Genomic DNA, 24,682 nt, shown 5'->3' with positions numbered 1-24,682 from the left:
GTTAAAAATTGGATAAAATTACATTTTTAAATTTAGCATCCCAGCCGCTATTGTTTAATTGCCTAAAATAGGCGCTTTTTGCAAGCTATTAATATGGCTTACGTAAATTAGCGCCGTAAAGCTTTAACAAAAGCAAATAAAAGCGGTGCCACTAACCCGGACGCTGCAATAACGAACATTTAACTAAAAAAATATAGTACGCCATCATGAAAAATGCCCTCATCACCGGTTCAACAAAAGGCATGGGCCGCGCCATTGCCGTAGCCTTCGCCAATGAAGGATTAAACGTGGCAATTTGTTCACGAAATGAAAAAGAATTATTTGAATTCGCAGACCTGCTTAACAGGTCAAACCCTGGTATTAAAGTTTTTGCAAAGGTTGCAGATGGAAGCAATAAGGCCCAATTATTAGCCTTCGCCACCGCCGCGCAGCAGGAACTCGGTTTTATTGATGTGGTGGTAAACAACCTGGGCACTTTTATCCCATCGAGCATATTGGACGATGCAGATGACACATTTGATAAACAGCTAAAAACCAACCTGATGCCAACTTATGAACTTTATCGTTTTTTTGGCAAAACCATGATAACGGCACATAAGGGACATTTTTTTAACATCTGCTCGGTAGCTGCATTAAACCCCGTTGTACAGGCCGGCAGCTATAGCATAACCAAATACGCGCTACTGGGTTTAACAAAAATAATGAGGCTTGAAACGCAGGAGCATGGCGTAAAAGTAACGGCAATAATTCCCGGATCAACCCTGACAGATTCATGGAAGGATGCCGTGGTGGATAAAAATACCATGGTTTTGCCCGAAGACATATCATCGGCAATCATCAATATTTACAGGATGAGCCCCGGGGCCAATGTGGATGAGATTATCATTAAACCTGCGCCAGGCCAATTGTAGCTCTTAAGTCTGAAGTTCTGAGTCTGAAGTTTTGAGTTGAAGGTTAAAAGTTCTTCTCCCTGATTTAAGACTTAGAGCTTGAGACTTACGACTCAAGACTTCGGACTTAGAACTTTTTCACCGCTGAAACACGGCAGTTCACCGACTTGTTGACCCTGCTAACCTATAATATATAGGCGTTTTGAGCCACCATATATACCTTTATATCATCAAACAATCACAACTGAACGATATTTAAATAAAATTATGGAAAAGAAACTTTACCGGGATGAATACCGGAAGAAAATAGGCGGCGTTTGCGCCGGCCTGGCCGAGTACTTTGATATGGATGTTGCTATTATACGCGCACTATTTGTACTCACCTTTATATTTATGGGAACCGGCTTTATGGCTTATATTGTATTGTGGATAGTTATACCGAACAAAGGTGCAGGCTACTTTAACCCCAATGTTGATTATCGGGTACCGCCGCAACAGCCTTTTACCCCTTTTGACGCCAACGCACCTGCAAATCCGGGCACTCCTTTTGAACCTGCGTTCCCTAAAAAAACGTCAACACCAGCCGGTATCATTTTTGGCTGCATCCTTATATTTTTTGGGGCAGTTTTCCTGTTTCATGAATTGGGCATCTTTCGTTTCTGGCACGTGGCAAGGCTATGGCCCGCAATCCTGGTAGTTGGCGGCTTAGCGATGATAGTATCCGGACAAAAAAGGCAGCCATGGGAAAAAGAAGGCTGGCAGAATACAACTGCTGAGCCCGAAGTAAATGCAACTGAACAACCGCTGAATACAGAAGAGAAAAAAGACGATAATTTTAATAACACTCCTCCAACTATATAACCATGAAAACCGACAGACTTATTCCCGGAACAATCCTGGTATGCATAGGAGCTATATTCCTGCTCCATAACTTCCATATCTTCCATTTTCAATGGATGAATATACTTTACCTATGGCCTATATTTTTAATTATAGGCGGCGTAAACCTGGTATTTGCAGGTAACCGGTCGCCTTTGGCGACTGTAGTAAAACTGGCCGTAATAATTGGTGGATTCTCGCTGCTACTGTTTGGCAACTTTGGTAACCGCTATCATTTTTGGCCCAGCACTTTTATCAACTTTGACGACGACCATGATAACGACAACAACGACAGTAACGATGACAGCGACAGCACCAACACCGATCATGGCGTGACAAAAATTGAAGGCAGCAGTGTTTTTAATAAAGATTACACCGCCGATGCTAAATTTGCCCGCTTGAATATCAATGGAGGTGCTACTACTTATACTTTAAATGATACCACCAGCCAGCTATTTAAAGCAGAAACAAAAGAATTTTACGGCAAATATGAATTTAATGCCAACAAAGAAGATTCTGTGTATGTGTTGAACTTTAAAATGAAGGGCAATAAGGGCTGGCATTTTGACTCTGATAACAACAAATCGAACCTGGCAGATATCAAACTAAACCCGAACCCCATCTGGGACATTTATGTTGAAACAGGTGCAACAAAATTAGATTTCGATTTAAGTAAATTTAAAATAAAAAGTGTAACTTTAAAAGGTGGTGCAGCCTCATTTGAAGTAAAGCTTGGCGCACCGCTGGCAAGCACCAACGTAGAGGTATCTACAGGTGTATCAGAGGTTATTATTAATGTGCCTAAAGATGCCGCTTGCAGTATAAATGCCAACACAGGTTTATCATCAAATGAATTTGAGGGCTTTACCAAAAAGAATGATAACAGCTATGAAACCCCAGGTTTTGATGCTGCCAAAAACAAGATATACATCCACATGAATGGTGGCATATCTGATTTTAAAGTGAACCGTTATTAAACCTGCCCAACCATTACCGGGACAGAACTAATATATATTCTATTAACCGCTTCATGAAAATGAGGCGGTTTTTTTTTGGCAGAAATTTTTAAGCGACCTGCGGATGCCAAAAAACAGTAACCTTTTTTATGTCGAACTTTTTGCGGGCCTGGGCCAGATCATAATTTTCCTGCGCGTGCAGCCAAAACTCAGGTGTTGTATTAAAGGCTGCGCTCAGGCGCAATGCCATATCTGAACTAATACTCTGTTTGCCATTAATTATAGCCGACAATGTTTTACGGGTTGTTCCCAGGCCGGTGGCAACCTGCTCAACTGTTAATTTTTTTCCTGTTTCTTCCCTTATCCCTTCAAGGGTTTCACGGATTAATTCGCCCGGGTGGGCTGGGTCAAACATCTGCATTTTTTTTCTCCTTGTTAATGATAATCTAAATAATCAACTTCAAAAGCGTCTTCAGCAATAAACTGAAATATAATCCGGTAATTTTTATCAACTTTTACAGCCCAAAAGCCTTTCAATTCGCCGCTTAGCTGATGTAGTCCATATCCCGGAACATTCATATCGGCTATAGTTTTTGCAGCGTTTAAACGGGTAAGGATTAATCTGATCTTACTTACGTGTTGAGCATTTAACCTTGATGCATCCCCTTTTTCAAAAAATAGCCGCAACCCTTTATGCTGAATGCTAATAATCATTTACAAATGTAACGAGAAACGTTTCAGGTGTCAATATTTTGATAATAAATATTTATCTCTCACCCCTTTGTCATTAAACCACCATCCATATTTAAATATGTTAAATTGAAAACCATATGCTCAAAAAATAAGTTTATTTTACGGCATAATTCAACTACCATGAAACCGAACTACCTAATATTGATAATTGGCCTATTTGTATCTGCACATATACAAGCCCAGGATGTGTTAAAAGGATCGGTTTACGAAAAAAGCAAAAATGAAAAACTGGCTAACGTTTTTGTAAAAGATGTCACCAACAAACAGATCACAATTACTGATAACAACGGCAATTTCAGCATCCGCACGGCAACGGGCCATACACTGATATTTAATGCACCTGGCTATGTATCAGACACTTTGTACATTACAGATATGAGACCAAAACGGATAGATATGATATCGCAAACCATATCTTTAAGGCAGGTAAATGTAAGTGCCACCAGGGAAGCTTTCGATCCGCGTAAAGAATACCCCGAGGTTTACACCAAAAGCAGGGTATCTGTAATGTCTCCGTCAACCTGGTTCAGTAAAGAGGGTAAAGATGCGCGACGTTTAAAAAGATATTTTAAACGCGAAGAAGAAGAAAGGCAAATTGATGAAGCATTTAATGTAGATTATGTAAAAAGCGTAATACCGCTACGGGGTGCCGAGTTGGAAAACTTCATGTCGTTATATCGCCCAAGCTATGCTTTCCTTAAAAACAACAATGCCCCAAGCATGACGGCTTACATTAATGACGCTTATAAAAAATACCAGGCTTTGCCTGCTAACAAAAAGGTTTTACCTAAACTGGCACCGGCACCGGGCAGTTTGCAGTAAGCGGTTTGCAGTCGGCAGTTTATAGTCGATCATAGACTTACGAAGTTTTTGAAACTTCGTAAGTCTTAATAATCCGGAATCAATCAACCTCCGCCGCCAAATCCCCGTTGATGATCTTTTGATAAAGCAATTCTATCTGGCTTTTCAATATCCTGTCTTCTGACAGTTCGGGTAAGTTATCGACGTCAAAATATTCAACATCCAGCATGTCGAATCCTTGTTTTACGGCATTGGTTACCGCTTTGCAATGAAACACCATTTTGTAAACGTAAAAGGGCTGCGGTGGGTGAGGGTGCATTTTTTTGTCAAATACGGCCAATAATCTATCGGCAACTACCGTTAAGCCAGTTTCTTCTTCAAATTCTTTAACAATTACCTCTTTGGCGCTATAGCCTACATCGGCCCAGCCACCCGGCAGGCTCCACTTGCCGTCGGCGCTTTCCTTAGCCAGCAATATTTTACCCTCGGCATTTAATAACATCCCGCGTACATCAACCTTAGCTGTAGGGTAATCATCCGGCATCGGGAAGTTAAACTTAATATCATCTTCGCCCCAACCGGTAACATTATCCAGCATTTCAATTGCTATATGCTGTAACTCGGCATAGCGTTCAATATCATATTCGTTTTTGGCATACAGCAAGCCCACATCGGCCACCGACCGCAGGCGGGTGATAAGTGTTAAAAGTTGGGTATTGTTCATCAAAGGAAATTATAAGAGAAAAAAAGTCATGCATTTATTTCAGCATCTCATATGAAAGGTAGCCTACTTAATGAGTGCTTAGCACGTGGGACGCCAAAACAACTCCGACATAATAATCAGAAGACATCTGCACATCTGAAACGGCACAGCCCTCAACGCAGTTAATTTGAAATCTGCACATCTAAAAGCCTACCCTCTTCCCAACAACTCATCCAGCTTATTGCGTTCGGTTTGCAGCTCGCGAGCCAGTTTCTTTTCTTTTTCGTTGGATTTTACTTTGTAGGCTTTGTATTCCTCGTCAAGTTCGTTGTACAATTTTATGCGGTACTTTGCTTCGCGGCTGTGCGCACCCGACCGGGCTATTACGATGGCTGCCGTTAGCCCAAAAACAATTACCAGGCCCCACATCATTAAATTATAGGTGGCTTTGGTAAAGCTTATGCCCGCGAGTTTTATCTCATCGCGTTTGGCGTTTGATTCGGAAAGGGTTTGGCTTTTAGTTGCCACATCGGTTTTAAGGCCGGTAATATCCTGTGTTTGCGCGGCCAATTTAGCCTGGGCTTCTTTCAGGTTACGGCGTTCCGTTTTTAAAGTATCCTGTAAGTTTTTCCATAAAGCCGATACCAATGGCTGTTGGTAATGGTATAATTTACTTAACAGGTATTGATATTGTCCGTTCAGGCTTTTGTCTTTAGCCAGGGCCGAATCGGCAGCTGTGGGGCGGGGTTGATAGTTATATTTGGGAGGAGTTACGGCGGGCTTAGCGGTACCGGCAGGTGTAGCACCATATTTCACCACCGGCTTTACAACAGCAGTTTTGGCGGCAGGCGGTTTAGCAGCATCTTTTTTAACAGTATCCTGGGCAAAGCCCACACCGCAGATGCTTAAAATAATGACCATTAAAACAGAGATACGGAATATAGAATGCTTGTTCATCATGTAAAATTAGGTACCTGTTATTAACAAAACAGGATTTTAATGGTTTTTATTTTATTATCCTGTACGTTTCTGATCGCTAATGTAAGGTTTCATACGGAATTTTGCTACTCATACTTATATTAGCAGCATGAATATAGGTATCATTGGGTTGGGCGATATGGGGCGTTTGTACGCAAAGGCTTTTGCAAAAGCAGGTTACACCGTTTGCGGCTGCGATTTACCCGAAAACCGCGACAAGCTGGAACAGGAACTTAGCCCCTTTGGCATCACGGTAATGGATAGCGCGCGCGACGTATCCCGCACAAACGACCTGGTTATTTACTCGGTTGAGGCCGACAAACTGGAACAGGTAGTAGCCGAGTGCGGTCCGCTTACCAAGTACGGGGCCATTGTTGCCGGCCAAACATCCGTTAAGCACCCCGAGATAGCCATATTTGAAAAATACCTGCCCGCCGATGTGCAAATCATTACTTTTCATGCCATGCACGGGCCGGGTTTTGAACCCAAAAGGCAAACACTTATCCTGATTCCGCACCGGGCCAAAGCGGATGCGTACCAGCGTATGTACGATTTATTTACAGCTATTGGGAGCGACATTGTAGAGATTGCCGATTACCACGAGCACGATAAAATTGTAGCCGATACCCAGGCCGTTACCCACGTAGGTTTTGAAAGCATGGGCACCGCCTGGAAAGCTGCGGGCTTTTTCCCCTGGGAAAACGCATCGTACCTGGGCGGTATAGACAATGTGAAGATACTGACCACCCTGCGTATTTTTAGCTATAAGGCGCACGTATACGCAGGCCTGGCCATTTTAAACCCGTACGCCCGCCAGCAGGTAAAACGCTACTCGGAGTCAGAGTCGGAATTATTTAAGTTGATGATCAAAGAAGAAGCGCAAACCTTCAGGGAGCGGCTGTATAAGGCACGCGATTTTGTTTTTCATGAAAGCCGCAAACCTATTATGCTGAGTGATACCGTGATGAAAGAGTTTTCGCTATCGCAACATGCTGATCACCAGAAACCCAACTCACACCTGAGCATCCTGAGCATGGTTGATGCCTGGTATCACCTGGGGGTAAACCCTTATGATAACCTCATTTGCCAAACCCCGCCCTTCCGGCTGAGGCTTGGCATTGCCGAATACCTGTTTAAAAACGAAGAACTGTTAGAAGAATCCATCGAAACCGCCCTTTACGATAAAACCATCCGCGGCGATGACCTGGAGTTCCACTCGGCAGTAAGGGAATGGTCGGCCATTATTGGTTACGGCGATATGGAGGGCTACAAAAAGCACTTCAACGAAGTACAATCCTTTTTCAGTCACAGGCTGGAAGAAGGTAAAGCCCAAAGTGCCGAATTGATCAGAAGACTGATGATGGAGTAGGTTTAGCTTCGTTGGTCCTTTGCCGTTATGGCTATCACGATGCCCGCGTCCAGGTAACTATTCACGAAATGTCACGTATAAAAACTTTCTTTTGAAAGCCAGGAATGCCTGAAATAGGATGATTCTTTGAATCTGGTATATTTTAAGCCCCATTATTAATTTATACATGAAAAGTAAAAGTTACCTGATACATGCCATCGCCGGTATGTTAGTTGTGTCATCGTTCGCGATGTGCACCAAAAATAAAATTAACGGGCCGCTGAGCACGCCTTCGGTTACTAACGCCAAATTTTCGTCTTTAGCTATTTCCGACTGCACCTATACCGTTCAGCCCTCTGAATGGATGGTTGACGGCACTAACATACCAGCGGGATCAACCGTGTGTATCCCCGCCGGTAAAAGAGGCGCTTTGCTGCTTAAAAACTTTAAAGGAACTGCAGCTGCCCCCATCGTTATTATTAATAAGGGCGGTAAAGTAACTTTTTCGACGGCTGTTACCGCTTCATATGGTTTTAAAACGCAAAATTGCCAGTATTTTAAAATACTGGGAAATGGCGATCCCGATACCGAGTATGGGTTTGACATCAATGGCGGCAACATCGGCATGACGATGGATAACCTGAGCTCAGATTTTGAAATTGCAAATGTGGAGGTGCGTAATAGTGGCTTTGCAGGCATTATGGCCAAAACAGATCCATCTTGTGATGAAACAACATGGCGCGGCCATTTCACTATGCAAAACGTAATTCTTCATGACAATTATGTTCACAAAACAGGTGGCGAAGGATTTTATGTGGGCAATTCGTTTTATGCCAACGGCGTTTCGCTTTCCTGCGGTAAGGTTTGGCCGGGCGATGTGGTGAATGTTAAGTTATACAAAAACATCACCGATTCTACCGGTGCCGAAGGAATCCAGGTTGGCAGCGCTATTTTAGGCTGCGAAATTTATAACAATACGGTTAAAACACCCGGGATAAGCCCTTTTGCCTCCTATCAAAATAACGGCATACAAATAGGCGAAGGTACCGGTGGAAAATGTTATAACAACGTGATTAAGGATGCACCCGGCAACGGAATTATTGTACTGGGGCTTGGGGATAACCTGGTGTTTAATAACTACATCATCAATTCAAAAGCTTATGGCATTTTTGCAGATTCCAGATACACGCCGGGGCCCAATTTCCAGTTTATTAATAATACCATCATTGGTTCGGCGTTGGGTGGTATAAAATTAAATTCCGAAACTATCCCGATGAACACCGTAATCAACAACGCAATTATCCAGTCGGACCTGGTACTTCCAATAATTAAAAAAAGCAGCTATGTTAAGCTTACGGCTTCAAATAATTATGTAGCCAACGATGTAAGCGCATGTCAATTTGTAAATTACGCTGACGATGATTTCCATTTACTGTCATCCTCTCCGCTTATTAATGCCGGGGCAAACGTTTTATCGTATGGCGTAGAATTTGATTATTATGGCACCCAACGCCCATCTGCCGATGCTTTTGCCATTGGGGCCACTGAGTATTGATATATTCCGCGATAAACTAAAGGGATTTACTATCGCCTATAAGGCCTGCCGTACACCTGTTTGCCGGGCTTATCCCAAAAGGAGATAGTTTGGCGTGGGGCATATTTTGGTGGCATATGCGAATACAGCATATTACCTGCAGTAAAAACAAGCGGGAAGGATTGGGGGCGTTTTTTTTAGCAGCAAGGTGTGTGTACCGGTACGGGATGAAACACCCTGGTACGGGATGAAACACCCTGGTACGCCCTGAAACACCCTGAAACGCCCTGGTACACCCTGGTACGGGGTGGTACACAACTGGTAGTTAATATTTTTTAAGTAAAACAAAATATTACAGCAATAAGTCGACAGTACTAAGTGGTAAATGTAAAGTTGTTGTTTTTTTCTTTTTTTGACTTAGAACTTAAGACTTTGGGCTAAAGACTACCCGTCAATTTATCGTTGACACGAACGCCTGGTTAGCAGCAAATTAATCTTAACTCTTGATTCCTGGCTATTGGTTCTTTTCCGGAAAGGATAACCTGTCAAAACAAATCCCGCCCCTGGTTTTCAGCCCGAGTTTTTGCTCGCGGATAAGAATTGGCGCCTGCCTTACATATTGTTTAAAGCCTGCCGACTTGAAAGTCATCTCCCCGTTAATCATCACCATATCCCAATCATATTCAAATTCCCTGCCCAGGTATTCGGCGGCTATGGTTGCTTGCGGGTTTTCCCTTTGGATAAAATCTATAATGGGCTGTCCGCCGTCCAATTCAAACTCAACCTGTTGAACGTTTTCGAAGATTAAGGTGCAGGGAGCAATCCAAAACTTATAATATTTACTTCCCTTTTTTGGTTGTACCCATTCAAACATATAGTCGATATCCAGCAATAGTTCATCATCGTCATTGAAACAAAATGATTGGATATGGCAGTCGTGCCAGTTCATGGTGTCGAAGTCGGCATCTGTGTATAGGTATTTTTCTAATTGATAGGCTCCCGGCATAGTTGAATAAGGTTGGTGCAACATGATGATTGATGTTTGCCAAGATAAGCAATAAGTTGGTTATGAATTTAAAGAGCTTCCTTAGTATAAGCCATGCACCTTTTATTTGTATTTATGACAGTCTGCCTCGTAGAGGCTACCTGTTTGTAGCAAAATATATCGAAATTCTTTTATGCCCCGTAGGGGTTACCCATCTCAGCGAAAAAACCATTACATGAGGTAAAAGACTTAAAAGGGATTTCCCTGGCTGTTATATAAGTTCGAAAGAATGGGCCGCCGTTGAAAATAAACACTCCATGTAACCGCGTTTTTTTACATTATTTAGTGGTAATCGACAACATCGGCCCGCTGTCTTGTCCTAAACAAGTCACAAGTCATCCGAACACAGGCGACCGCTAACACTTGCGCTAAGGGGCGGGAATATCCAATTTCGAACAATGAAGGAAAACTTCGGTGTTGGATATTCGAAATTCAGTGTTCGATATTATTTTTCATTCAGTTTCTGTTAACTTAATAGCTGTATATTGGCATAACAAACCCAACCTTTACATCCAAAACTGTATCACCCAATATGAGTTACGATTTATTTTTCTATAAACAAAAAGGCAAAGAAATTTCAACCGATAAAATTTCTGATTATTTATCAAACAATTTAGTTGCGGCAGGTGAAGGGAACACGCAATGGTTTTTTGAAAATAAAGACACCGAGGTATATTTTTCATTTGATTATAACGAGCCCGATGCAGATAATCAGCCGGAAGAAGAGGACATTACACCTATTGATGATTTTGACGATACGAATTTTTCATTCAACCTCAATTTTATGCGGCCGGCATTTTTTGGGACTGAAGCTTTCAAATTTGTTGAAAAGTTTTGTGCGGACCTGGATTTATTTGTTTTAAATCCTCAAGCCGATTCTGACCCATATAAACCAAATGCGCATGAAGAAATCAGTATTTGGAATAAAACAAACTTATGGGCAAGTAAAGATCATTTTGACCCCATGCAAACCTGCTACCTGAGCGAGGAAGAATGTTATAAGGTTTGGGAATACAATTTTAACAGGCGGCAGCTGCAGGAAAAACTTGGCGATGGCTATTTTGTTCCAAAGATCTTCTTTTTCAAAAAGAAACAAAATAATGAACCGTTTACGTTAACTATCTGGACCGAGCATTTACCCATTGTGCTGCCAGCTACAGATTATATTTTGTTAACCAGGCAATACAAAAAGTTTTTCAGGAATATTAAAGACACCGTTTTGGTTTCGCGGGAAAAACTGTTAAATGAATTTGGCAACTACTTTGTTGAATTTGATTTTCCGGATTGCAAAATCATACATCCAAACAACGCCAACCAAGCTAAAAACAAATTCAATGCTATAAAGCCGGAAAAAGAATTTGCTGAATTTGCTGAAAGATTGGCCGTGGAAAATTTATTCAATGCAAAACCTATTTAAAAGCAAATGATCAGCGATACTGAACAGATGGGTTACGATTTTGATTGGTTTTTTACCAATGGCGAACATATTGGTCACGTGGCGTCGGGTGGTGGGCCATTACCGGCATCGGTAGCTATGTCTGCCGAAAATTTGGCGAAGCTTTGGGATTACTTCAGCGGCCTATTTTACAGATGTGCCGTAAACTTAAACCCCGAATTAAAAACCATAGAAAACCTAAAAACCAATCCTGATGTAACCGATCCATCCATATCCTCCTTCACCGGAATGGCCAGCCGGGGACTGTTTTCTTTTGATAAAACCACGGTTAACAATTTTAATAACCCTTATTACCATTTGGTAGCGTCACCGGTTGAACCTTCGACAATTGCGGAACTACCCGCCGAAATCCGGGATATTCTATCTGCTACTAAGTATGATGGTGAAATTAGCGGATTTGGAAACGTTGGGGAGGTGCGGTAGGTGATTTTCTGAATAAATCACTGAACCGTATGCGCTTGTGGGCATCGCTCAACATTTCCGCTAAAAGGGGAGTGAGGAAATATGATTTCAGTTTAACCGACAAACATAACGATAATGAGTTTGTCTGAGACAACTCCGACAAAGTGCGGGCGAACATATTGGTCACGCGGCTTAATTTGATTTCAATTATAAATCTTTACTTATTCTATTTGCCACGAAAATACTATCTGCCTTTTTACTGCTGATTGTATCCGTATGATCACCTATCTGGAAAATAAATACCGTTGAATCTTTGCCGCGATTTCGATTAACGTATTTGTAGTACGCGGTAAGTACCGTATCCTGCATTTTCTTCGAACTAAAATAGTAATGGTCCTCCTCAGCGTCTAAATCACAACCGTTATATACCACAACTTTTAAACTGTGGCCCCTGCTAACCCTGCGGGCTTGCCATGCAGTTGCATATTTATCCTTAAAATAAACTTCCCACGCCGGAGGAATTATTGGAATATGCAGTTCCTTGCGTTTTTTATTAAATTCCGGTCCGAAGCTATTCGCACAACTAAATTCTATGTATTTCGACACTCCCGAAAAGATCAACAATCCTCCGATTAAACAGAGAGCAGTGATAACGACAATTTTCTGCGTTTTCATAACCAATTAATTGATAAGGTAATTTTTGTAGAAGTTAGGCTGCTTGTACCTTGCTAAAATAGCATTTTTTACACGCTAACTTTGTATGAATATTAAGGACGCAAACACACTGTCCTTTACCGCTTTTGTAAAGGGCGGTGGATGGCCAACTTGTGACCGGCGGATGTTCGCTAAAGGGAAGAATTCATCAAATACATGCACCGTACCTACGGCACTCAAAAGCTATTGTGTATTCATCCAACGGGTTAAAACCCGTTGCTACAACATGTTGCGAGCCTACGGCTCTTAGCCGCAATGATGATTTCATTTACCCAGCCACAATAGGTATCGTCCCGGCAATATTGCAACAATTGCTTAAATCCCTCCTAAACAAACAGCCAATAAAAAAGAGCCGTATTCTCGGCCAATATTGTAGCCATGGGTTTTAACCCGTGGTAAAATAAACAGCAGGTAAAAGAGTGCCGTAGGTACGACCCATATATTGCCTATCCGTCAGCAGATCGCCCAGGTCTTACACCAAAAGTCTTAACGCTTGATTCTAATCTCTTGACTCTTTCCCCGGGCGTTTCCCCAACCGGTAGAAGTTGGGGCCGGGTCATCCGCTCATACTACACTGGCATTAGGCGCGGGCAGGTATCCGCTACTACCCCTAACGTGGGCTGTGGGCTGGGCCGGGTGCTTTGCAACAGAATCGTGATTTGCATGCGGACGCACAGTCTCGGAGGGTTGAGGCAGCGGGGAACACCAACAAGGGCGAAGCTGTATTAAGGTAACTGTATTCCACGGCCAAATTGTATATTTGTGCAAACCTTAATGCATTGAATAAACTTCTACCGGCGTTATTATTATTTTTCTTTTTTTTGCTGGCAGGTGTTTTTACATTGGCACAAACCAATCAGGTTATTACCAATGGCGATGCTACAAAGCCAGCAAATTTCCCGTCTACGGGATGTACTTATAGCTGGGTTAACAGTAACCCCGGTATTGGCCTGGCCGCAAGCGGTACCGGCGATATTGCATCATTTAAAGCTGTAAATAACGGTAATACACCCACTGTTGCCACCATTACGGCTACCCCTGTTTCAACCGGCTTTGCTTACGTAACCAATTTTGGCGAAGCCAACATCACCATAATCAATACCGCAACCAACGCAATAGTTAAAACCCTTGGTGTAAATTCAACACCTTTAGGAATAGCCGTAAGCCCCGACGGTAAAAGGGTTTATGTAACTAACGAGGGTATAAACCAAGTTACCGTTATTGATGGGGTAACTAACAGCGTGGTTACCAGTGTAGCAACCGGTATTACGCCCTGGGGTATGTGCATAAGCCCCGATGGCAGCCGTGTATATGTAGCCAATAAAGGCGATAACACCCTGTCGGTTATCAACACCGCTACCAACAGCGTAATTGCTACCGTTGCTACGGGTAACGCTCCATGGGACGTATCTGTAAGTCCTAACGGTAAGTTTGCTTACATAACTTATGGGATAAATGGGGTGGCCGTGGTTAATACGGCCACCAACAAGATTTCGGCAGATATCGCGCTTGATGCCGGTTCGGCACCGCGCAGTTCATGTGTGAGCCCGGATGGCAGCAAATTGTATGTAGCCAATGGCAACCTGCAAAGTATTTCGGTTGTTGATTTGACTACCAATAAGATAACGACGGATATTCCGGTCGGTTCGTTCCCCTATGGTATGTGCCTTAGTCCCGATGGCAAGCGTTTATATGTGGCCAATAATAACTCAAGTGAAGTTTCGGTGATCGACCTATCTGCCAATAACGTAACAAGCATACCTGTAGGTGGGCCCTCTGGCTTGTCCCTTAATGCCGACGGCAGTAAACTTTATGTAACCTGCGGGGCTACAGATGAATTATTTGTGATTAATACGGCAACCAACGTTGTAGAATCAAAAATACCAACGGGCTTATATCCAACTTCGTTAGGTAATTTTGTAAGCACTAATACGTCCTGTACCAGCCCGGCTATCAGTTTTACTTTCACCGTTAACCCATCATCAACAGCGCCGGTAATTACCATGGGTACAGTAACGGGCAGTATAAGCGCCTGTGTTGGTTCGGCATCGGCAAGCCCCAATATACAGCAGTTTGTGGTATCGGCCAAAAACCTCAGCGGCAGCGTTACGGTTACCGCGCCTAAGGATTTCGAAGCATCGCTTAGTGCAGGCAACAATTATGGAACTGTAATAACCATTCCGCAGTTGGGTGGGGCAGTAAATGGTACATTGGTATATGTGCGGTCGGCATCCACAGCAAAGGCAGGTAATATTACAGGTAACATTAGCCTTACCTCTCCCGGGGCGGCCAACCAGTTGGCGGCGGTTAGCGGCACTGTCAACGCATTACCTGCGGTAAACCACGTGGATAACCTGATTGTATTATCGGGCGATGATACCCAGCCTGTAAATTTTTCGGGCACGGGCAACACTTTTACCTGGACAAATAACACGCCCGGCATAGGCCTGCCTGCAAGCGGTACCGGCAATATACCCGCTTTTACGGCCGTAAACACCGGCAGCGCACCGGTAACAGCCACCATAACGGTAACCCCGGCATCGGCAGGGGCGGTTTACATGGTAAATACTTATTTAAACCGGCTGGAAGTAATTAATGAGGCATCCAATGCCATTATGAACACCGTCCCTTTGGGCATTTACCCTGTAGGCGTAACTTTAAGTCCTGACGGGAGTAAGGTATATATCACGAACGAAAATCCTGTTGGGCTGGGGAGCGTATCTGTTGTAAGCACGGCCACAAATTCTGTTATAGCCACCATCCCGATGGGCGATCACCCCTGGGGCATAGTTGCCAGCCCGAACGGCAAATGGGTATATGTTGCCAACGAATTATCGGGTGATGTGTACGTGATAAACACAGCAAATAATACCGTATTAACCCGCATACCCATACCTATGGGCGCGGTGGGTATAGCCATAAGCCCTGATGGCAGCAAGGTGTATGCAGTTGCCAGCTACGAAAAGGATACGTATATAGTAGTTATAGATGCCGCCACAAACACTGTTGCGGCCAATATCCCTGTTACCGGCAGCCCCTGGGGCCTTGCCGTGAGCCCCGACGGCAGCCGGGTGTATGTTGCCAACGCGGGTGAAAACAATGTGCTGGTGCTTAATACCGTAACAAACAAGGTTATCGCTACAATTCCTGTCGACAATTTTCCGTCAGGTGTTGTGGTAAGCCCCGATGGCAGCCGGGTATACGTATCCAATTTTTATGGCAACACTGTTTCGGTTATTGACGCGGCAACAAATAAGGAGGCAGACAGGATACCGTCCGGGCAAAATCCCGAAGGGGTATCTGTAAGCCCGGATGGAAAAAAACTGTACGTGGTCAATGTAAACTCCAGCACGGTAAACGTATTTGACACGCAAACCAATGCGCTGGTAAACACGCTAAACACAGGCAGCCCCGGTAACCCGCAAACCTTAGGGGATTTTTACAGGCCGGGTACCGGCTGCACGGGCGCGCCCATTACTTTTAACATTACCGTTAACCCATCAACACCTACTATTACAACCACGGCAGTTGCGGGAGCCATCACGGCCTGCGCGGGTTCGGCAGCGGCCAGCCCCGATATTCAGCAATTTACCGTATATGGCAGCGGCCTTATCGACGACATAAACATTACCGTGCCCAACGGACTTGAAATAGCTACAGCCCCCGGCAGCGGGTATGTAACTGCCATGAAGCTGGCCCGTAACAAAGGAAAGGTTGCTGCCACCATTATTTATGTACGCTCGGCAGCCTCAGATCCTGCCGGAAGCATATCGGGAAACCTGTTCCTGAACTCTGCAGGGGCACCCACGCAAATTGTGCCTGTAGCCGGGGTGATAAAAGCTTTGCCAATTGTAAGTCCGGTTGACAATCAAACACTAACCAGCAATTCAAAAACAAAAGCCATAAACTTTAGCGGCACAGGCACGGCTTATTCATGGGTTAACAATAATCCCGGCATAGGCTTACCCGCAACCGGCAGTGGCAACATCCCGTCATTTACGGTCATAAACACTACCGGCACCGCCATGGTGGCCACTATTACCGTAACGCCCTTGTCGGCAGGTGCAGGTTGCAACGGCACACCCGTAACGTTTGATATTACGGTAAACCCGCCGCCGCCACCGCAGATAAGTTATTCGGGCGTCTTGCCGCCGCTCACAACGGTTTACGGAACGGCATCGCAATCGTTTGGCTTCAACGTATCGGGCACCAACCTCACTGCCGACATTCTAATTACCCCGCCCAACGGGTTTGAAGTTAGTGCCGATAACGCCAGCTTTTCCAAAACTATAACTGTAGGCACCGCCGGGGCCACTGTTTCGGGCAATGTATATTTTAGGCTGACGGCATCGGCGCCTGTGGACAGCTATTCCGGGCAGTTTATTTTTAGTACCGATGGCATCCCTGGTGTAAATGGTCCGCAGGCCGGGGGCACGGTAATCCCGGCCCCGCTTAGTATCGTTGTAGGCAATACCACAAAAACATACGGGGAAGTGCTATACAGCCCGCTGGAATCAACCGACTTTACGCCGATGGGCTTAAAAAATAACGAAACCGTAGGCGGTGTTACGCTGAGCTTTGGTACAGGCGGTTCCGGTCCCGACGGGGTGGGTGTTTACAAAGGCAAGGCCATTGGCAGTACCGCCACTGGTGGCACTTTCACTGCCGGCAATTACATTATCACCTACCTGCCCGGCGATATCATCGTGAATAAAGCGCTGCTTACTATAAAAGCGGATGATAAAACAAAAAAACAGGGTGCCGAAAATCCTACATTGACAGCCACATACACCGGCTTTGTAAATGGCGACCAGCCCGCGCAGTTAACCGTGTTGCCCCTTTTGAACACTACGGCCGCCACGACATCGCCCGATGGACTTTACCCTATAACTGTAAGCGGAGGCTCATCGCAAAATTATGATATAACTACTGTAGATGGTACGCTGACCGTTTTTTCGACCATTACCATACCCAATGCGTTCACACCTAACGACGATGGGGTTAATGATACTTGGGTGATAACTGCCATTGCCAACTACCCACATTGCCAGGTGTCTGTTTTTAACAGGTATGGCGTGTTGCTTTTTCAATCGAGGGGCTATGCAAAACCATGGAATGGCAACTATAACGGTAAGGAACTACCCGAAGGTACTTATTATTACATCATCCACCTGGACAACGGCACGGCGCCCTTGTCTGGCCCGGTTACCATTTTAAGATAAGTGTTAGGTAGTAAGACTGAACGGATCAGGGGTATCCTTTAATCCTGAAAATCAAGATTCAGACAGTGTGGCGGTAAACAAAAAACCTCCCGGAGTTTTTGGTTTCGGGAGGCTTTGATATTTTGGGGTAAGCAACTGGCTTGAACGGCATGCGAGGCGGTTGCTTCGTGCCAAGCAATGACATGGTGGGATTGGCATGGCGGCCAGGCCTTTGCCCGCGTGCTTCGACAGGCTCAGCATGACCGGCCCGTTTCACTACTCACTACTCACTACTCACTACTCACTACTCACTACTCACTACTCACTACTCACTACTCACTACTCACCTAAACAAGGTACTCAAACAGCGTTTGATCTTTATTCAGCTCGATAACGTCGAAACGGTGGGCGGCCATGCGGTTGAGCAGGGCGGGGTAGTCGCTGGCGGTTTTTAGTTCGATGCCTACCAGGGCGGGGCCGTTTTCTTTTTCGGTTTTTTTGATGAACTCGAAACGGGTAATATCATCGTGAGGGCCTAATACATTGTTCACAAACAGTTTCAAGGCTCCCGGGCGTTGCGGGAAGCGTACGATGAAGTAATGCTTCAAACCTTCGTACAGGAGGGATTTTTCTTTGATCTCCTGCATGCGGGCAATATCGTTGTTGCCCCCGCTGATAACGCAAACTACTTTTTTGCCTTTTATTTTATCCTTGCAGGCATCAAGCACGGCTACAGACAGGGCACCGGCGGGTTCAACCACAATGGCGTCCTCGTTGTATAGCTTGAGTATGGTGGTGCACACTTTGCCTTCGGGTACCAGCAGCATTTCGTCTAATACCTGCTGGCAAAGGTTGTAGGTGAGTTTGCCTACGCATTTCACGGCGGCACCGTCAACAAAGCGGTTAATCTCTTTTAAGGTGGTTGGTCCGCCATGTTCAAAAGCTTCCAGCATAGATGGGGCGCCTTCGGGCTCTACCCCTACCAGATAAATGCCTGGTACGTGTTGCTTAAGGTAGGTGCCTGTGCCGGCCGCTAAGCCGCCACCGCCTATGGGCATAATGATGGCTTCGATATCGGGCAGGTCCTGCAGTATCTCTACCCCTACTGTTCCCTGGCCTTCAATGATGCGGTAATTATCAAAAGGCGGGATAAACGTCATCTGGTGGGCTTCGGTGTATATCAAAGCCTCGCGCAGGCAATCGTCAAAGGTATCGCCGGTTAAAATGATCTCGATATTGCCCTTGCCGTGCATTTCGGTTTGGGTAACTTTTTGCTTGGGGGTAATTTCGGGCATAAAAATTACGCCTTTGGTACCTAAGCGGCTGCAGCTAAAGGCTACGCCCTGCGCGTGGTTGCCCGCGCTGGCGCATACTACGCCACGGTCAAGCTCGTCTTGCGTAAGCTGGCTTATCATGTTATAAGCGCCACGCAGTTTGTATGAGCGTACTATTTGTAAGTCTTCGCGTTTTAAATATAGTTCGCACTCGTATTTGGCCGATAAGCCGGCATTATACTCCAGTGGAGTGCGTTTAACAACCCCTTTCAATCGTTCGTAAGCCGAATCGAAATCGAGCAGGTTTTTAGTTTCGGTTTCCATTATTAATTTTTTACCAGCCTGTGGGCCATTAAGCCCTGCAGGTCTTCGTCATTTATATCCAGCTTGACATCGGCAAGCGTTAAAAACTTGTTGTATACCTGGGCAAGTTCCTCTTTATCCAAACTAAAGCCAAGGCGTTCCAGGTGGAACTTCAGAGCATGCCTGCCGCTGCGCGCGGTTAGCACTATTGTGGCGCTCGGAAAGCCTACATCTTCAGGGCGAATGATCTCGTAATTTTCGCGCATTTTCAGGAAACCATCCTGGTGAATGCCCGAGCTGTGCGCAAAGGCGTTGCTGCCTACAATAGCCTTATTAGGCTGTACCGGCATGCGCATTTGCGTGCGGATCATCTGGCTTAGTTCATAAAACCTTTTGGAATCGATATTGGTTTTTAAGCCCAATACCTGGTGCACTTTCAGGATCATGACCACTTCCTCGATAGAAGTATTGCCGGCGCGTTCGCCAATGCCGTTGATGGTGCCTTCTATCTGGCGGGCACCGTTTTGTAAGCCGGCTATGGAGTTGGCGGTGGCCAAACCCAAATCGTTATGGCAATGTACCGAGATGATGGCTTTATCTATGTTTTTAACGTTCTCTTTCAGGAATTTGATCTTGGCACCATACTGATCGGGCAGGCAGTAGCCATTGGTATCGGGGATGTTAACCACGGTAGCACCGGCAGCAATAACAGCCTCGACCATCTGAGCCAGGTAAACCACATCGGCACGGCCGGCATCTTCGGCATAAAACTCGATATCTTCTACCGCGCGTTTGGCATATTTTACGGCTTCAACGGCGCGCTCCAAAATCTCCTCGCGGGTGCTGTTAAATTTATGCTTGATGTGCATATCCGACGAGCCTATACCGGTATGGATACGCGGATGTTTGGCATATTTTAGTGATTCGATAGCAGCATCAATATCGCCCTTGTTGGCACGGGTAAGCGCGCAAACCGTAGGGTTGGTTACTGCCTTCGAGATCTCGACAACACTCTGAAAATCTCCCGGACTTGAAACCGGGAAACCGGCTTCAATAATATCCACGCCCAGTAGTTCCAGTTCTTTTGCTATCTCAATCTTTTCGGGGGTGGTTAACTGGCACCCTGGTACCTGCTCGCCATCGCGAAGCGTGGTATCAAAAACATAAACGCGGTTGGGATCGTGTAACATATTCTTCTTTTTAGTAGTAAGTAGTTGTTTTAGTACATAGTAGCAAGTATCAAGTATCAAGATTTTTTGCTCCGTGTGCCTATATAACTACCCTTCGTGTGTTTAATTAATCTATAAATATCGTTAATTCAAGAATCAATTAAAAGTCTTGATACTTGATACTAACTACTTGCTACTGTTCTTTAACTGCCACAAACCTTAGCCTTTTATAATCGGCGTACCATTGGCCGCCTTCGTTGTAGTAGGGTTCCAGCTTGTGGGTTATTTCTTTTAGTATTTGTTCTTTTTCTTCTTCGGGGATGCCTTCTAAAAACTGGGCGCCAAACATGGTTACCCATTTAGCTACACCCTGGTCGCCGTCCTGTAACGGCGTTTTACGGTCGTAGTGGGCGGTGAAGGTTACGCGAAAACCGTGATTTTCCAGCAACGTGGCATATTCGGCAGTCGACGGGAAAAACCAAACTTTGGTTTCGGCCTGGTCATGATAGTCATGATTTTGCAGAACCAGGCGGATGGCTTCCAATAGTTTTGCTACGTTGCCTTTGCCGCCCATTTCGGCCACAAAACGGCCGCCGGGTTTAAGGGCATTGTAAACACTTTTGATAGCGCCATTGGCATCCAAAACCCAATGCAGGGCCGCGTTGCTAAAAACGGCATCGTACTTTTCCTCAGTATAAAAATCGGCAGCATTCTCTACCGCGAAATCAACACCGGGGAACAGTTTTTTGGCCTGTGCAATCATATCCGGCGAATAGTCGGTACCTTTTACAATGGCACCCTTATCCTGTATCTGCTTGGTTAAGTGGCCTGTGCCGCAACCAATATCCAGGATATGTTCGCCGGGTTTAACATCCAGCAGAGCCAAAACATCCTCGCCAAATTGAAATACAAAGGCATGTTTCTGGTCGTATAAATCAGCGTTCCACTTCATTTTATTAGTCATTAGTCATTTCGCTTCGCTGTCATTAGTCATTAGTCTTAGCAGGTTTTTCTGCCTTTCGCCTTTGACCTTTTGCCTTTAACCTAAATACTCAAGCACTTTTTGCCCCATTGCTTTGGTGCCTAAAATTTTGCTCTTGTCGGTTTTTGCATCGGCAATATCGCCGGTGCGGTAGCCTTCTTTCAGCGTTTTATCGATGGCCGATGTGATGAGTTTGGCTTCGTCTTTAAGGCCGAAGCTAATTTCTAACATCAAAGCTACTGATAATATAGATGCCAGTGGGTTGGCTTTATCCATGCCGGCAATGTCATGTGCCGAACCGTGGATAGGCTCAAAAAATCCGGTACCATCACCAATTGATGCCGATGCCAGCATACCCATTGAGCCTGCAATCTGCGATGCTTCGTCGGTTAAAATATCGCCAAAAAGGTTGGCGGTTAATACCACATCAAACTTTTTAGGGTTTTTAACCAGTTGCATGGCGGCATTATCAATAAACATGTGCTCGGTTTCAACCTCGGGATAGTTTTTGGCTATCTCCTGCACCACCTCGCGCCACAGGCGTGAAGCCTCCAGCACGTTGGCTTTATCAACCGAACATAATCTTTTGCCACGAACCATAGCGGCTTCGTATGCTTTAATGGCGATGCGCTCAACCTCGTAACGCGAATAGATCATCAGGTCGGAAGCGGTATTGCGATCTTCACTGCGTTTTTTCTCGCCGAAGTAAACGTCGCCGGTAAGTTCCCGGAAGAAAAGAATGTCGGTTCCTTTCAAAATTTCCGGTTTCAGGCTTGAAGCATCCAGCAGCTCATCAAATAACATGATGGGGCGCAGGTTGGCATACAAACCCAGTTCTTTACGGATCTTTAATAATCCCTGCTCGGGGCGAACCTTGGCAGATGGATCATTATCATATTTTATATGACCGATGGCGCCAAATAAGATGGCATCACTGGCTTTTGCTTTTGCTAAAGTTTCGTCGGGCAGGGGATTGCCTGTAGCCTCGATACCCGCGTGACCCATCAGGCCCTCGTCGAAAGTAAACTCATGACCAAAATCCTGGCCGATTTTCTCTAAAACTGCTTTACCCCAGGTGGTAACCTCGGGGCCTATCCCGTCGCCGGGTATTACTAAAATGTGTTTCTGAATTCCCATAAGCCCCCTACCCCCCTGAAGGGGGAATTTTTTGAGTTAATTATTACTTAGTTCCTCTTATTTCTTTTAGTTTCATTGTCATGCGCTCGGCATCGGTTGCTACCCATTCGGTGTATTCATCAATGGCCAGCAGGCGCAATTCGTCGTCAATATAACCTTCCTCTACCATTTGTTTAGACTGTGCTACACTTGCCCAGATGCCTGCTTTGCGTATAAAGTTTTCCTCGCCTTTTTGGTAAACCTCGTCGGCGTTAAACACCTCAATATCTTTGAAGCCGGCCTCGGTAAAATAAGCTGGCAGGTCTTCGGCTATGTGGTTGTTCATGCCGGCATCACCGCGCCATCTTAAAAAGGTAGCATAAAACCGCAGCATACTTGGCGGCGGTTGCGGCTGCCATTCCAGCGCTTCGTGGTTATAATCCAATATGGACACCATGCCACCCGGTTTTAAAAGCGAGTACATTTTCTTTAAAGCTTCCACCGGATTATTTAGCCACTGTAAAACCCTTGCGGCTACAATCAGATCGAACTGTTCTTCCGGTTCGTAGGCAAACAGATCGGTATAAATCAAATCAAGGTTTTTTACCGAAGCATAAGTTTTCTTTCCGCTTTGGATAAAGAACTCCGTATTATCAATGCCCGTAACATGACCTGTTGAACCAACTTTAGCGGCTATATCTTTACTGATAGCCCCGGTACCGCAACCCACATCCAAAACCCGCAAACCAAGTTTTAGGGCAGACGCGAGCGTTGCATAATCATTCGCCAAACTACGTTCGTCAAATAACTTTGCGGTGCCTTTGCCTTCTCGTTGGATTACTTTGTTCATTGGTTCACTGGTTCATTAGTTCATTGGTCTTTGCAGCTGGCATGGTTTTTCTGACCTTTCACCTTTTGCCTTTCGCCTTTTACCTCTGGTCTTCAAATTCCTGGATCAATTCCTTTTTGCTCAGGATGTAGTCTATGTCATCGTAGCCGTTGGTCATGCAGGCTTTTTTGTAGGGGTTAACCTCAAAGCTTTCCTGCTCGCCGGTAGTTACCAGGCGGATGAACTGGTCTACCAGGTCGATTTCAACTACAGTGTGCTCATCGGCATAAACCGCATCGAAGATCTTCTTTAAAAAATCTTCGCTCACCTGTACCGGCAGCAAGCCATTGTTAAGGGCGTTGCCTTTAAAAATATCGGCAAAAAAGCTGCTTACCACTGCATCAAAGCCATAATCGGCAATGGCCCAGGCAGCATGCTCGCGGCTACTGCCGCAACCAAAGTTTTTGCCTGCAACCAGGATCTTGCCGCTATAGTTTGGGTTGTTGAGCACGAAATCCTGCTTAGGGTTATCATTCTCATCAAAACGCCAATCGCGAAATAAGTTATTGCCAAAGCCCTCGCGGGTAGTGGCTTTCAAAAACCGCGCAGGGATAATCTGGTCTGTATCGATGTTCTCGATAGGCAGGGGCACCACGCTGGTTTGTATGTGCTTGAATATTTTGGTACTCATAATGTTTCTTTTTTCTGAACCGGAATTTGTCGAATTTTTAGAATTACACGAATTTTAGAATTTATTGAATTTGGATTTTAAAATTCTGTTATTCTTTAGTTCGATGAATTCCGGTTGACATTATCCGGATTATGTTTTTTATTCAGTAATCTTTTAAACTGCAGGCTTTTACTTCCGAAATTTATAAGTAAACCTGTTTTTATATTGTACGCTTCGAGATAATTAATGCCTTGTGCAAGGTGAACATCTTCTAATAAAATAATTGCCTTTAACTCAACCATTATTTCACCTTCTACAAAGAAATCAACCCGCCTTGTGCCAATCTGTTCATTTCTATAAAAGATTGGCATTTCCATCTCTCTTGTAAACACCAGACCTTCTAAAGCCATCTCAATCTCCAATGCTCTTTGGTAGATAGTTTCCTGAAAACCATTCCCTAAAAAAGAGTGAACCCGCATCGCACAACCAATAATTTGGCTTGTGCAATCTTTAAATTCTTCGGGCGTCTTTTTAAAGGTGTCCATTGTATTTTTTCTGAACCGGAATTGAATTTTTAGAATTACACGAATTTTTGAAGTACCATTCTAAAATTCTGTTAATCCAATGAATTCGTTTAATTCCGGTTCAGACATCTTTTAGAATTTCTTGAAGCGGCATT

The 24,682-nt window shown here is 44.7% G+C and carries 22 protein-coding genes; 9 read left to right on the top strand and 13 right to left on the bottom strand.

The genetic code is table 11. From position 1 onward, the window contains the following. Nucleotides 1-206: 206 nt before the first annotated feature. The 3 genes from PQ469_RS04300 (at nt 207) to PQ469_RS04290 (ending at nt 2,746) form a co-directional block, all read left to right on the top strand. Complete coding sequence (locus tag PQ469_RS04300) at nt 207-911, top strand: SDR family oxidoreductase (RefSeq protein WP_090643312.1); 705 nt, start codon at nt 207-209, stop codon at nt 909-911. A gap of 246 nt (nt 912-1,157) precedes the next feature. Beyond that, nucleotides 1,158-1,751 (top strand): PspC domain-containing protein, encoded by a 594-nt coding sequence (locus PQ469_RS04295; protein WP_274211864.1) that lies wholly within the window; start codon nt 1,158-1,160, stop codon nt 1,749-1,751. Between the two features lie 2 nt (nt 1,752-1,753). Then, nucleotides 1,754-2,746, top strand: coding sequence for a toast rack family protein (locus tag PQ469_RS04290; protein ID WP_090643304.1), 993 nt, complete (start codon nt 1,754-1,756; stop codon nt 2,744-2,746). An 88-nt stretch (nt 2,747-2,834) separates the two neighbouring features. On the opposite strand, the gene PQ469_RS04285 is transcribed toward PQ469_RS04290, so the two are convergent. Continuing rightward, nucleotides 2,835-3,146: a HigA family addiction module antitoxin gene (locus PQ469_RS04285; RefSeq protein ID WP_090643300.1), complete on the bottom strand. Its 312-nt coding sequence runs from the start codon at nt 3,144-3,146 to the stop codon at nt 2,835-2,837. Nucleotides 3,147-3,160: 14 nt separating this feature from the next. Continuing rightward, nucleotides 3,161-3,439 carry a type II toxin-antitoxin system RelE/ParE family toxin gene (locus tag PQ469_RS04280; protein ID WP_274211863.1) on the bottom strand — a complete coding sequence of 93 codons (279 nt, stop codon included), beginning with the start codon at nt 3,437-3,439 and terminating at the stop codon, nt 3,161-3,163. A 159-nt stretch (nt 3,440-3,598) separates the two neighbouring features. Here PQ469_RS04280 and PQ469_RS04275 point away from each other — a divergent pair, with 159 nt between their 5' ends. After that, nucleotides 3,599-4,300 (top strand): carboxypeptidase-like regulatory domain-containing protein, encoded by a 702-nt coding sequence (locus PQ469_RS04275; protein ID WP_274211862.1) that lies wholly within the window; start codon nt 3,599-3,601, stop codon nt 4,298-4,300. Nucleotides 4,301-4,379: 79 nt separating this feature from the next. Here the strand turns inward: PQ469_RS04275 and PQ469_RS04270 are convergent, their stop codons facing one another. Together PQ469_RS04270 and PQ469_RS04265 are read right to left on the bottom strand one after the other, a co-directional pair. Then, complete coding sequence (locus PQ469_RS04270; protein ID WP_274211861.1) at nt 4,380-5,003, bottom strand: NUDIX hydrolase; 624 nt, start codon at nt 5,001-5,003, stop codon at nt 4,380-4,382. Nucleotides 5,004-5,192: 189 nt separating this feature from the next. Then, entirely contained in the window at nt 5,193-5,942 is a 750-nt protein-coding gene (locus PQ469_RS04265) for a hypothetical protein (RefSeq protein WP_274211860.1), read from the bottom strand. Nucleotides 5,943-6,069: 127 nt separating this feature from the next. Here PQ469_RS04265 and PQ469_RS04260 point away from each other — a divergent pair, with 127 nt between their 5' ends. Together PQ469_RS04260 and PQ469_RS04255 are read left to right on the top strand one after the other, a co-directional pair. After that, nucleotides 6,070-7,329, top strand: coding sequence for a prephenate dehydrogenase (locus PQ469_RS04260; protein ID WP_274211859.1), 1,260 nt, complete (start codon nt 6,070-6,072; stop codon nt 7,327-7,329). 166 nt (nt 7,330-7,495) lie between these two features. After that, entirely contained in the window at nt 7,496-8,863 is a 1,368-nt protein-coding gene (locus tag PQ469_RS04255; protein WP_274211858.1) for a right-handed parallel beta-helix repeat-containing protein, read from the top strand. Nucleotides 8,864-9,356: 493 nt separating this feature from the next. Here the strand turns inward: PQ469_RS04255 and PQ469_RS04250 are convergent, their stop codons facing one another. Next, nucleotides 9,357-9,872, bottom strand: coding sequence for a hypothetical protein (locus PQ469_RS04250; protein ID WP_274211857.1), 516 nt, complete (start codon nt 9,870-9,872; stop codon nt 9,357-9,359). A 547-nt stretch (nt 9,873-10,419) separates the two neighbouring features. On the opposite strand from PQ469_RS04250, the gene PQ469_RS04245 reads away from it, so the two are divergent. Further along, nucleotides 10,420-11,304, top strand: coding sequence for a hypothetical protein (locus PQ469_RS04245; protein WP_274211856.1), 885 nt, complete (start codon nt 10,420-10,422; stop codon nt 11,302-11,304). 6 nt (nt 11,305-11,310) lie between these two features. Further along, nucleotides 11,311-11,766: a hypothetical protein gene (locus PQ469_RS04240; RefSeq protein ID WP_274211855.1), complete on the top strand. Its 456-nt coding sequence runs from the start codon at nt 11,311-11,313 to the stop codon at nt 11,764-11,766. A gap of 186 nt (nt 11,767-11,952) precedes the next feature. On the opposite strand, the gene PQ469_RS04235 is transcribed toward PQ469_RS04240, so the two are convergent. Next, nucleotides 11,953-12,420, bottom strand: a complete 468-nt coding sequence (locus PQ469_RS04235) for a hypothetical protein (protein WP_274211854.1) — start codon at nt 12,418-12,420, stop codon at nt 11,953-11,955. 818 nt (nt 12,421-13,238) lie between these two features. Between PQ469_RS04235 and PQ469_RS04230 the strand changes: the two genes are divergently transcribed. Then, complete coding sequence (locus tag PQ469_RS04230; RefSeq protein WP_274211853.1) at nt 13,239-17,681, top strand: beta-propeller fold lactonase family protein; 4,443 nt, start codon at nt 13,239-13,241, stop codon at nt 17,679-17,681. Nucleotides 17,682-18,007: 326 nt separating this feature from the next. Here the strand turns inward: PQ469_RS04230 and ilvA are convergent, their stop codons facing one another. The 7 genes from ilvA to PQ469_RS04195 all read right to left on the bottom strand — a co-directional run bounded on the left by ilvA (nt 18,008) and on the right by PQ469_RS04195 (nt 24,548). Beyond that, nucleotides 18,008-19,258 (bottom strand): threonine ammonia-lyase IlvA, encoded by a 1,251-nt coding sequence (gene ilvA, locus PQ469_RS04225; RefSeq protein WP_090643225.1) that lies wholly within the window; start codon nt 19,256-19,258, stop codon nt 18,008-18,010. Nucleotides 19,259-19,260: 2 nt separating this feature from the next. Continuing rightward, the gene (locus tag PQ469_RS04220; protein WP_274211852.1) at nt 19,261-20,427 is read right to left on the bottom strand and encodes a 2-isopropylmalate synthase; all 1,167 of its coding nucleotides are present in this window, start codon (nt 20,425-20,427) and stop codon (nt 19,261-19,263) included. A 172-nt stretch (nt 20,428-20,599) separates the two neighbouring features. Continuing rightward, nucleotides 20,600-21,358, bottom strand: a complete 759-nt coding sequence (locus PQ469_RS04215; RefSeq protein ID WP_274211851.1) for a class I SAM-dependent methyltransferase — start codon at nt 21,356-21,358, stop codon at nt 20,600-20,602. Between the two features lie 87 nt (nt 21,359-21,445). Beyond that, entirely contained in the window at nt 21,446-22,519 is a 1,074-nt protein-coding gene (gene leuB / locus PQ469_RS04210) for a 3-isopropylmalate dehydrogenase (protein WP_337993764.1), read from the bottom strand. Nucleotides 22,520-22,568: 49 nt separating this feature from the next. After that, nucleotides 22,569-23,354 carry a methyltransferase domain-containing protein gene (locus PQ469_RS04205; RefSeq protein ID WP_274211849.1) on the bottom strand — a complete coding sequence of 262 codons (786 nt, stop codon included), beginning with the start codon at nt 23,352-23,354 and terminating at the stop codon, nt 22,569-22,571. A 79-nt stretch (nt 23,355-23,433) separates the two neighbouring features. Next, nucleotides 23,434-24,024: a 3-isopropylmalate dehydratase small subunit gene (gene leuD / locus PQ469_RS04200; RefSeq protein WP_274211848.1), complete on the bottom strand. Its 591-nt coding sequence runs from the start codon at nt 24,022-24,024 to the stop codon at nt 23,434-23,436. A 95-nt stretch (nt 24,025-24,119) separates the two neighbouring features. Next, nucleotides 24,120-24,548, bottom strand: coding sequence for a GxxExxY protein (locus PQ469_RS04195; RefSeq protein ID WP_274211847.1), 429 nt, complete (start codon nt 24,546-24,548; stop codon nt 24,120-24,122). Nucleotides 24,549-24,682 lie beyond the last annotated feature (134 nt).

The sequence above is a fragment of the Mucilaginibacter sp. KACC 22773 genome (genome assembly GCF_028736215.1).
Lineage (GTDB): Bacteria > Bacteroidota > Bacteroidia > Sphingobacteriales > Sphingobacteriaceae > Mucilaginibacter.
Note: the sequence above shows the minus strand (reverse complement) of the source record. Positions and strands in the feature narration are given on the sequence as shown.

Excerpts from the sequence above, each read along its gene's own strand:
- PQ469_RS04300 (WP_090643312.1), top strand. The coding sequence starts at position 207 with ATGAAAAATGCCCTCATCACCGGTTCAACAAAAGGCATGGGCCGCGCC.
- PQ469_RS04290 (WP_090643304.1), top strand. The coding sequence starts at position 1,754 with ATGAAAACCGACAGACTTATTCCCGGAACAATCCTGGTATGCATAGGA.
- PQ469_RS04295 (WP_274211864.1), top strand. The coding sequence starts at position 1,158 with ATGGAAAAGAAACTTTACCGGGATGAATACCGGAAGAAAATAGGCGGC.
- PQ469_RS04285 (WP_090643300.1), bottom strand. The coding sequence starts at position 3,146 with ATGCAGATGTTTGACCCAGCCCACCCGGGCGAATTAATCCGTGAAACC.
- PQ469_RS04235 (WP_274211854.1), bottom strand. The coding sequence starts at position 12,420 with ATGAAAACGCAGAAAATTGTCGTTATCACTGCTCTCTGTTTAATCGGA.
- PQ469_RS04220 (WP_274211852.1), bottom strand. The coding sequence starts at position 20,427 with ATGTTACACGATCCCAACCGCGTTTATGTTTTTGATACCACGCTTCGC.
- PQ469_RS04255 (WP_274211858.1), top strand. The coding sequence starts at position 7,496 with ATGAAAAGTAAAAGTTACCTGATACATGCCATCGCCGGTATGTTAGTT.
- PQ469_RS04240 (WP_274211855.1), top strand. The coding sequence starts at position 11,311 with ATGATCAGCGATACTGAACAGATGGGTTACGATTTTGATTGGTTTTTT.
- PQ469_RS04270 (WP_274211861.1), bottom strand. The coding sequence starts at position 5,003 with ATGAACAATACCCAACTTTTAACACTTATCACCCGCCTGCGGTCGGTG.
- leuD (WP_274211848.1), bottom strand. The coding sequence starts at position 24,024 with ATGAGTACCAAAATATTCAAGCACATACAAACCAGCGTGGTGCCCCTG.
- PQ469_RS04260 (WP_274211859.1), top strand. The coding sequence starts at position 6,070 with ATGAATATAGGTATCATTGGGTTGGGCGATATGGGGCGTTTGTACGCA.
- PQ469_RS04245 (WP_274211856.1), top strand. The coding sequence starts at position 10,420 with ATGAGTTACGATTTATTTTTCTATAAACAAAAAGGCAAAGAAATTTCA.
- ilvA (WP_090643225.1), bottom strand. The coding sequence starts at position 19,258 with ATGGAAACCGAAACTAAAAACCTGCTCGATTTCGATTCGGCTTACGAA.
- PQ469_RS04265 (WP_274211860.1), bottom strand. The coding sequence starts at position 5,942 with ATGATGAACAAGCATTCTATATTCCGTATCTCTGTTTTAATGGTCATT.
- PQ469_RS04250 (WP_274211857.1), bottom strand. The coding sequence starts at position 9,872 with ATGTTGCACCAACCTTATTCAACTATGCCGGGAGCCTATCAATTAGAA.
- PQ469_RS04195 (WP_274211847.1), bottom strand. The coding sequence starts at position 24,548 with ATGGACACCTTTAAAAAGACGCCCGAAGAATTTAAAGATTGCACAAGC.
- PQ469_RS04205 (WP_274211849.1), bottom strand. The coding sequence starts at position 23,354 with ATGAACAAAGTAATCCAACGAGAAGGCAAAGGCACCGCAAAGTTATTT.
- PQ469_RS04215 (WP_274211851.1), bottom strand. The coding sequence starts at position 21,358 with ATGAAGTGGAACGCTGATTTATACGACCAGAAACATGCCTTTGTATTT.
- PQ469_RS04275 (WP_274211862.1), top strand. The coding sequence starts at position 3,599 with ATGAAACCGAACTACCTAATATTGATAATTGGCCTATTTGTATCTGCA.
- PQ469_RS04280 (WP_274211863.1), bottom strand. The coding sequence starts at position 3,439 with ATGATTATTAGCATTCAGCATAAAGGGTTGCGGCTATTTTTTGAAAAA.